The sequence below is a fragment of the Paenarthrobacter sp. NPDC089988 genome, assembly GCF_044748465.1.
In the GTDB taxonomy this organism is placed as follows: Bacteria; Actinomycetota; Actinomycetes; order Actinomycetales; family Micrococcaceae; genus Arthrobacter.
Window position 1 is genome coordinate 183,931 of record NZ_JBIVGD010000001.1, and the last position, 13,428, is coordinate 197,358.

The 13,428-nt window shown below is 63.9% G+C and carries 15 protein-coding genes; 10 read left to right on the plus strand and 5 right to left on the minus strand.

Translation table 11 applies throughout. From position 1 onward, the window contains the following. The first annotated feature begins 131 nt into the window (after positions 1-131). The 10 genes from rplS (at position 132) to ACIPV6_RS00895 (ending at position 8,262) form a co-directional block, all read left to right on the plus strand. On the plus strand, positions 132-485 hold the full coding sequence (gene rplS, locus ACIPV6_RS00850) for a 50S ribosomal protein L19 (protein WP_090818948.1): 354 nt from the start codon (positions 132-134) through the stop codon (positions 483-485). Positions 486-564: 79 nt separating this feature from the next. Then, positions 565-1,239 carry a signal peptidase I gene (gene lepB / locus ACIPV6_RS00855; RefSeq protein ID WP_400269108.1) on the plus strand — a complete coding sequence of 225 codons (675 nt, stop codon included), beginning with the start codon at positions 565-567 and terminating at the stop codon, positions 1,237-1,239. Further along, positions 1,240-2,079, plus strand: coding sequence for a signal peptidase I (gene lepB, locus ACIPV6_RS00860; protein ID WP_400269109.1), 840 nt, complete (start codon positions 1,240-1,242; stop codon positions 2,077-2,079). Next, positions 2,080-2,844, plus strand: coding sequence for a ribonuclease HII (locus tag ACIPV6_RS00865; protein WP_400269110.1), 765 nt, complete (start codon positions 2,080-2,082; stop codon positions 2,842-2,844). It abuts the gene before it with no gap. A gap of 67 nt (positions 2,845-2,911) precedes the next feature. Beyond that, positions 2,912-3,247, plus strand: a complete 336-nt coding sequence (locus ACIPV6_RS00870; RefSeq protein WP_021470793.1) for a DUF2469 domain-containing protein — start codon at positions 2,912-2,914, stop codon at positions 3,245-3,247. 110 nt (positions 3,248-3,357) lie between these two features. Then, positions 3,358-3,723, plus strand: a complete 366-nt coding sequence (locus ACIPV6_RS00875) for a YraN family protein (RefSeq protein WP_400269504.1) — start codon at positions 3,358-3,360, stop codon at positions 3,721-3,723. Beyond that, complete coding sequence (locus tag ACIPV6_RS00880; RefSeq protein WP_400269111.1) at positions 3,723-5,264, plus strand: YifB family Mg chelatase-like AAA ATPase; 1,542 nt, start codon at positions 3,723-3,725, stop codon at positions 5,262-5,264. The genes ACIPV6_RS00875 and ACIPV6_RS00880 overlap by 1 nt, the downstream gene beginning before the upstream one ends. 48 nt (positions 5,265-5,312) lie before the next feature. Further along, complete coding sequence (gene dprA, locus ACIPV6_RS00885; protein WP_400269505.1) at positions 5,313-6,494, plus strand: DNA-processing protein DprA; 1,182 nt, start codon at positions 5,313-5,315, stop codon at positions 6,492-6,494. A gap of 63 nt (positions 6,495-6,557) precedes the next feature. Further along, entirely contained in the window at positions 6,558-7,484 is a 927-nt protein-coding gene (locus tag ACIPV6_RS00890) for a tyrosine recombinase XerC (protein ID WP_400269112.1), read from the plus strand. Between the two features lie 274 nt (positions 7,485-7,758). Further along, a complete protein-coding gene (locus ACIPV6_RS00895) occupies positions 7,759-8,262 on the plus strand; it encodes a DUF3145 domain-containing protein (RefSeq protein ID WP_397325874.1) in 504 nt (167 codons plus the stop codon). 78 nt (positions 8,263-8,340) lie between these two features. Here ACIPV6_RS00895 and ACIPV6_RS00900 read toward each other — a convergent pair whose 3' ends face one another. From ACIPV6_RS00900 to ACIPV6_RS00920, 5 genes are all read right to left on the minus strand, one after another. After that, entirely contained in the window at positions 8,341-9,576 is a 1,236-nt protein-coding gene (locus tag ACIPV6_RS00900; protein WP_400269113.1) for a beta-ketoacyl-[acyl-carrier-protein] synthase family protein, read from the minus strand. 132 nt (positions 9,577-9,708) lie between these two features. Continuing rightward, on the minus strand, positions 9,709-9,954 hold the full coding sequence (locus tag ACIPV6_RS00905; RefSeq protein WP_011692310.1) for an acyl carrier protein: 246 nt from the start codon (positions 9,952-9,954) through the stop codon (positions 9,709-9,711). Positions 9,955-10,069: 115 nt separating this feature from the next. Continuing rightward, complete coding sequence (locus ACIPV6_RS00910; protein ID WP_400269114.1) at positions 10,070-11,131, minus strand: beta-ketoacyl-ACP synthase III; 1,062 nt, start codon at positions 11,129-11,131, stop codon at positions 10,070-10,072. Then, the gene (locus ACIPV6_RS00915) at positions 11,128-12,057 is read right to left on the minus strand and encodes an ACP S-malonyltransferase (protein WP_400269115.1); all 930 of its coding nucleotides are present in this window, start codon (positions 12,055-12,057) and stop codon (positions 11,128-11,130) included. The genes ACIPV6_RS00910 and ACIPV6_RS00915 overlap by 4 nt, the downstream gene beginning before the upstream one ends. A gap of 88 nt (positions 12,058-12,145) precedes the next feature. Then, positions 12,146-13,390, minus strand: a complete 1,245-nt coding sequence (locus ACIPV6_RS00920) for a PucR family transcriptional regulator (RefSeq protein ID WP_400269116.1) — start codon at positions 13,388-13,390, stop codon at positions 12,146-12,148. Positions 13,391-13,428: the final 38 nt, after the last annotated feature.

Consider the following 13,428-nt stretch of genomic DNA (forward strand, 5'->3'; position numbering starts at 1 on the left):
CGGCGACGCCAATCAGTGGCGAAGCCGGCCACGATGAATCTTCGGCGGAAATTTCCGTGGGCCACCGTGCTCCGGGCTTGTCCGCCGTGACCCAAAGTGAATGACCTGTGGCGTTCACCAGGAGTGGATTAATGCATATCCTCGATAGCGTAGATGCAGCCTCGCTGCGCAGCGATGTTCCGGAGTTCCGCGCGGGCGACACCCTCAAGGTTCACGTCAACATCATTGAAGGCAAGAACTCCCGTGTCCAGGTATTCCAGGGCTTCGTCCTGGGCCGCCAGGGTGACGGCGTTCGCGAAACCTTCACCGTACGCAAGGTTTCCTTCGGTGTCGGTGTAGAGCGTACCTTCCCGGTACACTCCCCGATCATCGACAAGATCGAGGTCGTCACCAAGGGTGACGTCCGCCGCGCCAAGCTCTACTACATGCGTGCACTGCGTGGTAAGGCTGCGAAGATCAAGGAAAAGCGCGACTTCGCCAAGTAAGTCCACCAACTTACGCAACGGGTCCAGGATTCGTGCCCGGGGTTCCGGAGCAATCCGCAACGCACCAGGGATACGAATCATGGACACAACAGAACGCCAGCCCCGGAAACAGGGCTGGCGTTTTGTCGTTCTGGCCCTGGTTCTTGCCGTAGCCATCAGCGGACTGGTCCGGTCGCTCTGGATCGATGCCTACTACATCCCCTCCGAGTCCATGGAGCCTTTGCTGGAAACCGGGGACAGGATCCTGGTCTCGCGCACGGCGTTCAACTCCGAGCCGATCGCCCGCGGAGACGTGGTGGTTTTCGACGGGCGCGGCTCGTTTGCTCCCCTCAGCAGCGGCAAAGGGCCTTTGGTTGACGCCGTGGACGCCGCCGGCCAATGGTTTGGACTCACGGGCAGCGATACCACCTATGTCAAGCGCGTCATCGGAGTGCCCGGGGACCATGTCCAGTGCTGCGACGCTTCGGGGGCGCTCACAGTGAACGGTCAGGTACTTGCGGAACCCTATGTTTACCCGGGGGACGAACCCAGCAAGCAAAAATTCGATGTGGTTGTTCCGGCGGGGCGCCTCTGGCTCATGGGCGACCACCGGTCACGCTCTGCGGATTCCCGCGGATTGCTCGGGGCTCCCGGCGGGGGAATGGTTCCCATGGACCGGGTGATTGGGCGTCCGGTCCAGATCATCTGGCCTCTTGATAGATTTGCAGAGATGCCTCGCCCCGCGCAGGCCGACCCATCGAAGAACGGACAGTAAATGCCGGACAGAGTTCCAGAGAATCCCGAGAGGCACGACGACGACGCGCGGCTCTTGGACGGAACGGCCAGTGCCGGTACGGATGGGCATGCGGTGCCAGGTGACGGGGCAGTGCCCGAGGAGGACGCTGCCACCACTGCTGAAGAGGAGGCCGGGCCGCGTCCCAACGTCTTCGTTGTCTGGCTCAAGGAAATCGTCACCGTCGTGGCCATCGCCGTGGTGCTGTCCTTCCTGTTGAAGACCTTCCTTTTCCGGGCGTTCTATATCCCCTCGGAATCGATGGAGAGCACATTGGATGTCTACGACCGCATCTTCATCAATCTCCTGGTGCCCGGACCCTTTGACCTCCAGCACGGCGACGTCGTCGTTTTCAAGGACTCGCAGGGCTGGCTGACTCCGGTGGAAAAGAAGCCCGCAGGTCCCATGGACTGGGTGGGCGACAGCCTCGAGTTCGTCGGTTTGATGGCCGACGACAACGAGCAGCATCTGGTAAAACGCGTCATTGGCCTCCCTGGAGACCATGTGACGTGTTGTGACGCCGGTGGCCGCCTGAGCATCAACGGCGTGCCGTTGGACGAAACGTACATCAACCCGGCCGAAGTCCCCAGGCCGGAGCAGTTCGACGTCGTTGTTCCCGAAGGCAAGGTCTGGGTCATGGGAGACAACCGCAACCATTCGGCCGATTCGCGCAGCCACCAGGAAATCAACGGTGGGTTCGTTAATATTGAAGATGTAGAAGGCAAGGCAACGGTCATAGCGTGGCCCATCAACCGATGGACCGTCCTGGACAATTACCCGGACGTCTTCAAGAACGTACCTGCCGCCACCCCGGGAAATTAAATGTCAACCGCTCCAACCCGAAGCAAGACCAAAGCTGCGCCCAAGGCCAAGGCGAAGACTGCTTCCAAGGCAAAGCCCAAAACCGCGGTGGAGTTCCCCACCCTGGACGTCGAGCGGTCTTTCCTCGCTTCCGGTGCCCGGCTGCTTGCGGGTGTGGACGAGGTCGGACGCGGTGCCCTGGCCGGTCCCGTCAGTGTTGGAATTGCCGTGGTGGACCTCCAGGACCACGGCCTGCTTGCCGACGTCCGGGACAGCAAGCTCCTCAAGCCTGAGGACAGGGACCGCCTTGAACCACTCGTTCGGGAATGGGCCGTTGCCAGTGCGGTGGGCCATGCTTCATCGAAGGAAATCGATGAGATCGGCATCATCGCGGCGCTCCGGCTCGCCGGTACACGGGCGTGGTTCGAGATCCTGGCCGGTGGTATCACCCCGGATATCGTGCTGCTGGACGGCAGCCACAACTGGCTTTCGCCTGAGGTCCAGGCGTCCCTCTTCGATGTTGCTCCGGACGTGCCGGCGTGCGAGGCCCCCGTCCATACGCGCGTCAAAGCCGATATGAGCTGCTTGAGTGTCGCTGCGGCCAGCGTGTTGGCGAAAGTGGCCCGTGACCGGATCATGGTGGATCTGCACGCCGAAGTCCCGGCCTACGGCTGGAACGAGAACAAGGGTTACGCCACGGCCGCGCACCGGGAGAGCATCCGCGTACAGGGACCCAGTGCCTACCACAGGACCAGTTGGCACTTGACTGGTCCCGGCGACGCCTGAGGTCGCGTAACTGCGCCAATGCCGGTGAGTGGCACTTCGCGTCCGGCCAATGGTGCAAGATGGAACCATGAGCGCCGAAGACCTTGAGAACTACGAAACCGACATGGAGCTCCAGCTCTACCGCGAGTACCGGGACGTTGTTGGCTTGTTCAGCTACGTTGTCGAAACCGAGCGGCGCTTCTACCTGGCCAACCATGTGGATCTCCAGGCCCGGAGCGCGGACGGGGAAGTGTACTTCGACCTCACGCTGCAGGACGCCTGGGTGTGGGACGTTTACCGCTCGGCACGCTTCGTGAAGAACGTCCGGGTCATCACGTTCAAGGACGTCAACGTCGAGGAACTCCCACGCAATGAGGATCTTGCCCTGCCCAAGGACGGCGACCTGGGAGATCTCGGCAACTAGGCCTACGCCGTTGCACTACTCCTCCACACCACCCGTCTCGGCGGTGTTACCCACATAGCGTGGACTGTGCCTGCCTCCGCCGGAAACCAGCCGTGATGCTGGAAGCGGAGGTGGTGCTCATGCGAGCAAAAGACATTCTTGGCAGGGAAGGCGAGGCGCTGGCCGCCGCGTTCCTCGAGGGCCAGGGCATGCAGGTCCTGGATCGCAATTGGCGGTGCTCCGAGGGTGAAGTGGACATTGTTGCCTTGGACGGGAAAACCCTCGTAGTCGCAGAGGTGAAGACGCGGCGCAGCCTGGCCTACGGACATCCCTTTGAAGCGGTGGGTCCGGAGAAACTCGCGCGGCTGCACCGGCTCGCATCACGGTGGGTGCGCGAGCACGGGCACCCCTCGCTGGGACGCCGGATCGATGTTGTGGGCGTGGTCCACGATGGCACCGGCGAAGCGCAGCTTGAGCATCTGCAAGGTGTCGGCTGATGGCCGTTGGACGCAGCTACGGAGTTGCCTTAGTGGGCCTTAACGGCTACATCGTCGAAGTCGAGGCTGACATCGGCCAGACACTCCCGGCCTTTGTGATCCTCGGCCTGCCGGACGCCTCGCTCAACGAAGCCAAGGAACGGATTCGTTCAGCCGCGCAGAATTCCGGCATTCCCCTTAGCAGGCGGAAGATCACGGCGAACCTGATCCCGGCCTCCTTGCCGAAGCGGGGATCGGGTTTCGACCTCGCCATCACCATGGCCGTCCTTCGGGCAGCTGAGGACATCCGGTCCATCAGCGGCACGGTTTTCATTGCGGAGCTGGGGCTGGACGGACGGTTGCGCCCTGTGCGTGGAATCCTCCCTGCCGTCATGGCTGCCGTTGAGGCAGGGTTTCCGGAGATCGTGGTTGCGGAGGCCAATGTCGCAGAGGCCAGGCTGGTGCCGGGTGCCAGCGTCAGGGGGTACAAGACCTTGGCACGGTTGGCCCTTGACTTTGGGGCGGACCCCAGGAACCTGGCGCTTGACTTTGATCCCGCCGGTGACGACGCCGCGGAAGACGAGGGGTTCCTTGAAGATCCGGTGCCTGACCTCCGCGACGTAGCGGGACAGGCTGAGGCCCGCCGGGCATTGGAGGTTGCTGCAGCGGGCGGACACCACATGCTGCTGACGGGGCCACCCGGTGCGGGAAAGACCATGCTGGCGGAGCGGCTGCCCGGGCTGCTTCCGGACTTGTCTGACACGGCATCCATGGAGGTCACCGCCATCCATTCACTCGCTGCCATCCGATCATCCGCGGTCCGGCTGATCCGCAGGCCTCCTTTCGAGAACCCGCACCACAGTGCGACGCCGGCGGCCATTATTGGCGGAGGCTCCGGCCTTCCCCGGCCAGGAGCGGCTTCCCGTGCCCACCGTGGCGTCCTGTTCCTTGATGAGGCGCCGGAGTTCGACCGCCGTGTCGTGGACGCCCTGCGCCAGCCGCTGGAGAGTGGGGAATTGGTTATCCACCGATCGGCCGGCACGGCTGCGTACCCTGCCCGTTTCCAGCTTGTCCTCGCCGCCAACCCGTGCCCGTGCGGCAAGGCCTCAGGCAAGGGAGTGGAGTGCAGTTGCACGGCGATGATGCGGCGACGCTACTTTGGCCGGCTCTCCGGCCCGTTGTTGGACCGGGTGGATATCCAACTGCAGGTGGAACGCGTATCGCTGGCCGATTTCGGACAGGCCGGGTGTGAGGAAACCACCGCCGTGGTGGCTCGACGCGTGACCGCGGCCAGGAACCGACAAACCTGCCGTCTTGGCCCCCTCGGGTTCGAAACCAATTCCCAGGTTCCAGGCCGTATCCTCCGGGGTGACCTGCGGCTGGGCCCAGCAACAACACGGGTCCTTGATGCCGCCCTGGAACGTGGCCTCCTCACAGCACGGGGGTATGACCGGGTGCTCCGCCTGGCATGGACCCTCGCGGACCTCGACCAAAGCGACGTGCCCCACACAGACCATATCGGACAGGCCCTGGGCCTCCGCCAAACGAATTCAACAAGCTGATGACGCGGAACTCCTGAAAGGAAGCAAACCTTGGGCGTAGTGGGAAACATGGACAGTGAACGGATTGCCAGGGCTGCTTTGTCTCGTCTGATGGAGCCGCAGGATTCGGTGGGTCTGGCACTGGTTCATGCCGTAGGCGCCTTGGATGCGCTGGGCATCGCAACCGGTGAGTTGACTGCGGGCGCTGCTGTTGAGCGTGAGGTCACGGCGCTGCTTTCACAGGACGGGAACCTGGCCTCCTGGCCGGGCTTGGGTGCGAGCCTGCGCCGATGGGCGCCCAGGGTCCCGGACCTTGCACCGGAACGTGACCTGGAGACCATGAAACGGCTCGGCGGGCGTGTGGTTGTTCCAGGAGACGAGCTATGGCCTGGTCAATTGGCGGACCTGGGCTTGCAGGAACCGCTGTGCCTTTGGTGGCGGGGACAGGAAGAGCCCGTCGCTCCAGCACGGCAGAGCATTGCGTTGGTGGGATCGCGGGACAGCACGAGCTATGGTGCATCGGTGACGGGAGACCTCGCCTATGGCTTGGCCCAGCGGGGCTTCACGGTGATATCGGGCGGTGCGTATGGGATTGACGCCCATGCGCACCGGGGGGCCTTGAATGGCGGGGCGGCGGCCATCCCCACCATCGCCGTCATGGCCGGGGGAGTGGACCGCTTCTACCCTGCAGGCAACGAAGACCTCCTGAGGACTGTCGCCAACCGAGGGGCCGTGATGGCCGAGGTGCCACCGGGCTCGGCCCCAACCCGCTACAGGTTCCTGCAACGCAACCGCATCATTGCCGCTTTGGCTTCGGTCACGGTGGTGGTGGAAGCCCGGTGGCGATCAGGAGCACTGAACACCGCCCATCATGCCGAAACCCTCGGGCGAGTGGTGGCCGCAGTCCCGGGCTCCATCCACAGCGCCAATTCGGCAGGTTGCCATCGCCTGCTGCGGGACGGTGGTGCCGTATGCGTGACGGACGTAGGCGAGATCGCCGAACTCTCAGGCCGGAGCGGCGAGGAATTGGCTGGAGACAAGGAAGGGCCTAAGCAGCCACACGATGGCTTGTCGCTCGAGGACCTCATCCTCCTGGACGCCCTGCCGCTGCGTTCCAGCAGTTCGGTGGAGAAGCTTGCGGTTGTTGCCGGGCTCAGTCCCGATGCCGTCAGGGCCGGGTTGGGACGTTTGGGACTCCTGGGCTTGGCGGGTTCCGAGAGAGGCGCTTGGAAACGGACGCGGGGCTCATGAACCGCTGCGGCGGTCGGCGTTGTCCTGCGCCCCAGGCACGGCGTTGTCTGGCAAAGTTGGAGGGTGGACCGAGAAACCTTGCCAGAAGCATTGTCGCAGGCTGCCGGCGGCTTCGAACGGTATTTGCGTGCGGAGCGGGCGCGCTCCGGGCACACCGTCCGCGCGTACCTGTCCGACGTTGACAGCCTGCTGGGGTTCGCGGCCTCGGAAGGGGTGACGGAACTGCCACAACTGGAGCTTGGCACTCTCAGGCGGTGGCTTGGTGCCCAAAGCGAATCCGGAATGGCCCGGTCCACCTTGGCGCGGCGCGCAGCCACGGCGCGGTCCTTCACCAAGTGGGCCCTGCGGGAGGAATTTATCAGCAAGGACCCTGCCTTACGGCTCCAGGCGCCCAAGCGCGCCAAGACACTGCCCGGAGTCCTTCAGGAACAGCAAGTCACCAGGATCGTCAGTGACCTCGGAGAGGCGGCCGCCCAGGGAGGTCCCATGGCAGTCCGCAACCGCGCCATGGTGGAACTCCTCTATGCAACAGGCGTGCGCGTCGGCGAGCTGGTGGGCTTGGACATCGATGATGTCGATCCGGACCGGCGCACGCTCAGGGTCCTGGGCAAGGGAAACAAGGAACGAACGGTTCCCTTCGGCGTCCCGGCGGCCGTGGCACTCGATGACTGGTTGCGCAGAGGCAGGCCTGGGGTGGTGACGTCAGGCAGTGGTCCTGCGCTGTTCCTCGGCGTCAGGGGGAACCGGGTGGATCCCCGCCAGGTCAGGAGCGTGGTGGGCGAGCTCCTGCAGGCACTGGGAGATACCTCGGCCACCGGACCCCACGCACTGCGCCATAGTGCTGCCACACATCTGCTCGACGGTGGCGCGGACCTCCGGGCGGTCCAGGAAATCCTTGGTCACAGCAGCCTGGCCACCACGCAGATCTACACCCACGTCTCCGTGGACAGGCTGCGGAAGAGTTATCAACAGGCGCATCCGCGGGCTTGAATGACGGCAAAATGCCGGCACGGGCGCAGGCGCATTACCTGCACTGGCGGAAAAGGAACGTGTACGGCAAAATGAAAGCACCACGGGGAAACCTTCAATTTATGGTTGAGGGTTGAATCTGTGCCAGAATCGAGCAAATGCGTTCATCAGTTTGGGGAATGGCAGCGGATAAATAAATAGCTTGCACAAAGGTCTTGAGGGTTCATCGCAAGGTCAACAGCAACATCCGGCAGAGGTCGTTGGGGAAGACGTACCTACAGCTATGGAGGATGGAATGTCTGTTGCAACAACCCGCGGTGTCCTGTTCGTGCACTCGGCGCCTACAGCGCTGTGCCCGCACGTCGAGTGGGCCATTGGATCGGTCGTTGACAAGCGAACCGATCTTGAGTGGACCCCGCAACCTGCTGCGCCCGGAATGTTTCGCGCTGAGTTGTCCTGGACCGGCAAGCCCGGCACCGGGGCCCAGTTGGCGTCCGCTCTTCGAGGCTGGGCACACCTTCGCTATGAAGTGACCGAAGAGCCGAGCCAGGGTGTTGATGGGGCCCGTTGGTCACACACTCCCGAACTTGGGATCTTCCATGCAGTCACGGACGTCCACGGAAACGTCATGGTCACGGAGGATCGTATCCGCTACGCCTACGAGTCCGGCGCGGGTGACCCCTCAGCGGTTTACCATGAGCTCTCGCTTGCCCTCGGCGAAGCCTGGGACGAAGAGCTGGAACCGTTCCGCCATGCAGCCGAGGGTGCTCCTGTCCGTTGGTTGCACCAGGTGGGCTAGACAGGACTCCACCGCACCCCCATAGCAGAAAGCAGGGCCCCACCGAAAAAGGTGGGGCCCTGCTTGCGTCGGAAACTCCTAGGCGTTCCGCACGGCTATGACCGCGTTGTGGCCGCCAAAGCCGAACGAGTTGCTGAGGGCAACGATGTCGCCGGAGGGCAGGTCCCGCACGGACGTCACGACGTCGAGCGGGATTTCCGGATCCTGGTTCTCCAGGTTGATGGTTACCGGTGCCTTGCGCTCGTAGACGGCCAGGACCGTCAGCACCGCTTCCACGGCTCCGGAGGCGCCCAAGAGGTGGCCCATCTGGGACTTCGTAGCCGAGACGGCCACATTGTCCACGTGTGTACCAAGGGCCGCCCGCAGCGCCGTGTACTCGGGCTTGTCGCCAACAGGAGTGGACGTTGCGTGCGCGTTGACGTGGACCACGTCTTCAGCTTGGATGCGGCCGTCAAACATGGCGGCCTTCAGGGCGCGTGTGGCCCCCAGGCCTTCGGGGTCGGGAGCGGTGATGTGGTACGCGTCAGCCGTGACGGAGGTTCCGGCAAGCTCGGCATAGATGCGTGCGCCGCGGGCGATCGCGTGCTCTTCGGCTTCCAGCACCAAAGCGCCGGCGCCTTCGCCCATGACGAAGCCATCGCGGTCGATGTCGTAGGGGCGGGAAGCCCGCTCGGGATCGTCGTTCCGGCGGGATAGCGCCTGCATGGAGGAGAACGCGGCTAGCGGCATCGGGTGGATGGCCGCTTCCGCGCCACCGCACATGACCACATCAGCTTTGCCTGAGCGGATCAGGTCCAGGCCGAGATGGAGGGCTTCGGTTCCGGAAGCACACGCCGAAACCGGGGTGTGGGCACCAGCGCGCGCGCCGAGGTCAAGGCTCACGGCAGCGGCTACGCCGTTGGGCATCAACATGGGAACAGTCATGGGCAGCACCCGGCGGGGACCCTTTTCCTTCAGGGTGTCCCAGGCATCCAGGAGGGTCCACACGCCACCGATTCCGGTGGCGAAAGCGACGGCGAGGCGGTCGTGGTCGATGTCGTCGATTCCTGCGTCAGCCCAGGCTTCGCGGGCCGCAATGACGCCGAACTGCGTGGAGGGGTCCATGCGCTTGGCTTCGACGCGGCTGAGGACTTCCAGGGCCGGCGTCGAGCACCTGGCAGCAAAGTGGACCGGGAGGTCGTACTTGGAAACCCACTCGTCCCCGAGCGTGTGGGCACCGGAGACCCCTTTCAGCGCGTTCTGCCACATTGTGGGAACGTCGCCGCCGATGGGAGTGGTGGCCCCCAGACCGGTTATGACTACTTTGCGTGCCATGCGATCACTCTCTGTCGGATGAGCCGACCCGGCTGCAGCTTGGTGCGGGGGCGGCAAAAAATCTTTGGGCGGTAGTGCGGCTGTGCCGGGCGCAGGATCACGTACCCTGGCCCGGCACAGCTGGTATCAGGACTAGGCCTGTGCGTTGGCGATGAAGCTCACGGCGTCGCCGACGGTCTTGAGGTTCTTGACCTCTTCGTCGGGGATGCGGACACCGAACTTTTCTTCGGCGTTGACCACGATGGTCATCATGGAGATGGAGTCGATGTCCAGGTCCTCGGTGAAGGACTTGTCCAGTTCGACGGCTTCGGTAGCGAGGCCGGTCTCTTCGTTGACGATTTCAGCCAGGCCGGCCAGGATTTCTTCGTTGCTAGCCATGATCGGCTCCTTTTCTTGTTTTGCCGGCTGCTGCCGGAAAGGGGGTCAAACCGCGGTTACGGTTTGGGTTTGTAAGTCATATTCAGTTGGTTGGAGGGCATCGGCCGGTCCAGGACTACGGCAGAACGACCACCTGGGCGCCAAAGACCAGTCCGGCGCCGAATCCGATCTGCAAAGCCAGGCCACCGCTGAGTCCAGGGTTTTCCTGAAGCAAACGGTGGGTGGCCAAGGGGATCGACGCGGCGGACGTGTTGCCTGCCTGGGCAATATCGCGTCCGATCATGACAGTCTCCGGAAGCTTAAGCTTCTTGACCATCTCGTCGATGATGCGCATGTTGGCCTGGTGCGGGATGAAGGCGGCGAGGTCGCCTGCCTCGATTCCCGCGGCATCCAGTGCCTGCTGCGCAACTTTGGCCATCTCCCAAACAGCCCAGCGGAAGACCGTTTGGCCGTCCTGGCGGAGTGTCGGCCATACATCCTGGGTGGCCGAGATGATGGCGAGGTCGTCGGTTTCGTCCGAGTGGCGGGCCGATTCGCCCAGCTTCTTGACGTCTTCCAGCGAGTGGGTCATGCCAATGGCGTCCCACTTGCTTCCATCGGAGCCCCATACGGAGGGTCCAATGCCGGGGGTGTCGGAGGGGCCGACCACTACGGCGCCGGCTCCGTCACCCAGGAGGAAGGAGATGGTGCGTTCATGGTTGTCGATCACATCGGAGAGCTTCTCCGCGCCAACCACCAGGACGTAGGTGGCTGCACCCGAGCGGACCAGCGCGTCAGCCTGGGCAACGCCATAGCAGTAACCCGCGCAGGCGGCGGAGATGTCGAAGGCGGGTGCCGGCGTCGCGCCCAAACGGTCGGTGAGCGCAGCGGCCGCCGAAGGTGTGGCGTAGGGGTGGGTGACGGTGGAGACAATGACCGCACCGAGCTGTGACGGTTCAATGCCGGCCTGGGCGAGTGCTTCGCGGGCGGCGCCTTCAGCCATGTCGATGACGCTGACGCCTTCGGCGGCCCGGTGGCGCGTAATGATGCCGGTGCGCTGGCGGATCCATTCGTCCGAGGAATCGATCCATTGGCAGACGTCGTCGTTGGTGACAATGACGTCCGGCCGGTAGGCACCGATGCCCAGGATCCGGGTGTTCTCCTGGACCGGAGCCTGCTTCAGTACGGGCGTGCTCATGCCTCTCCCTCCAATTCAGCGAACAGCGCCAGGGCCGCGGACAGATCTTCGGGGGTCTTGACGGCCACGGTCTTGACACCGGGCATGCCGCGTTTGGCGAGGCCTGCAAGGGTGCCGGCCGGAGCCAACTCGATGACGCCCGTGACGCCGCGTTCAACCAGGTTTTCCATGCAGAGGTCCCACCGGACCGGCCGGGATACCTGGGCGATAAGGCTTTCGACGGCCGCCGAACCTGCCGTTACTTCCTTGCCGTCGTAGTTGGACAGCAGGGGAACCGTGGGGTCCTGCGGGGACAGCGACGGTTTGAGGGCGTCCAGCGCACTGACTGCGGGAGCCATGTGCGAGGTGTGGAAAGCGCCGGCGACCTTCAGGGGAATGACGCGGGCTTTCGGGGGCGGATTTTCCGCGAGGGACTTGAGCTGCTCAAAGGTACCCGCAGCGACGGTCTGGCCTGCGCCGTTGACGTTGGCTGGCGTTGCGCCGGAGGCTTCGATTGCGGCGAGGACCTCCACGGGGTCTCCGCCCACTACGGCGCTCATGCCGGTGGGGGTGACGGCCGCCGCGGCCGCCATGCTGTTGGCACGTTCGCGGACGAAGGTCATGGCTTCCTCGTCGGTGAGGACGCCGGCCAGTGCGGAGGCGGTGATTTCGCCTACGGAGTGGCCGGCGAGCACGACGGGAAGGGTGTTCAGTTCAACATCGAACAGTGATTTCGCCGCAACGAGGCCCGCAGCGACGATCAGCGGCTGGGCAACCGCGGTGTCCTTGATGGTCTCTTCATCGGAGGTGGTTCCGTGGGCCTTGAGGTCGATGCCTGCGATCTCGCTCAGGGCGGCCAACTGGCCTTCAACGGAGGGGAGTTCCAGCCAAGGGGCCAGGAATCCTGGGGTCTGGGAGCCCTGTCCAGGGCAGACGATTGCAAGCACGTATCCAGCTTTCCAAATTGCCACGTGATCCACTGGTGTTTCGGTACACCAAGCTCACTGGGTCAGTTTGTAGGAAGTCTACAACGGTTCAGTTCTGTGAACGCGATGCATGACGCTCGGGTGCAGCCTTCGGCTGGGCCGAAAGCCGGCCAACCACCAGGGCTGTTTGCAGCACGAATGCCTCCCTGGGAAGCAGCGGATCCCAGCCCGTCACGTCGCAGACACGCTTCAAACGGTAGCGCACGGTGTTGGCATGGACGAACAATTCGCGGGCGGTGGCTTCCAGTGAATGGCCCAGTTCCAGGTAGGTCCCCAGAGTTTCAACCAGGCCGTTTGAGGCTGCCAACAAGGGCCGGTAGATATTCTTGATCAGCGAACGGCGGGCAGCGTCGTCACCTGACACAACGCGCTCCGGGAGGAGATCATCCGCAGCCACTGGCCTCGGTGCCGAGGGCCACGCCCGGGCAGCGGTCAGCCCCGCGAAAGCCGCCTGGGCAGAGCTGCTGGCCTCCAGCAACGATCCCGCTTCCGGGCCGTAGACCACCGCTCCGGGGGCAAACAATTCACTCAGTTTGACGTAGGCGCTGTCACGGTCCTGGACCCCGCCGAGGATCAGGATCAGGCGGTCGCCTTGGATACCCACCAACGCGTCTTCCGCGAAGCGTCCGGCCGTGCGGCGGAGCTCGCTGACGTAGCTGGCGCTGGGTTCCGACGGGGAATTGCCCACCATAACCGTGAACCGCTCCTGTGCCTTCCAGCCCAGGGCGGCGATCCTGGACCTCAGGGCGTCGGTGTTTTCGCCCCTCAGGATGGCGTCAACGATCAGGGCTTCCAGGCGGGTGTCCCAGGATCCACGGGATTCCGCGGCGCGGGCGTAGACGTCGGCGGCGGCGAACGCGACTTCGCGCGAGTAGCGCAGCACTGCTTCGCGAAGGGAAGGCTGGTCCGGTTCCGGTGCGATGACGGGCACCTGGTCCTCCACGACTTCCACCACGATGCGGATCAACTGCAGGGCCTTTTGAAGGCTGATGGACCGCGTCAGTTCGGTGGGCGCGTTGCCAAAAACGTCAGTGAGGATCCAGGACGGCGAACTGGGCCGCTCGTACCAGGTCACGAATGCGGCGATGCCGTTCTGGGCCACGAGGCCAAGGGCTGAACGCTCATCCGAGCTCAAGCGGCTGTACCACGGGAGCGATTTCTCGAGCTGCCGCATGGTGGTGGTGGACAATTGCCCCACATTGGCGCGGAGTTGCCGCAGCGTTTCGGCCTTTTCCGGCGACATAGCCGCTGCTGCTGCCTTGCGCTTGGTTGTGGTCTTGGTGGGCTCTGCCATGGAATGAGCATACGGTGCATCCCGGGCAAGCTCCATTT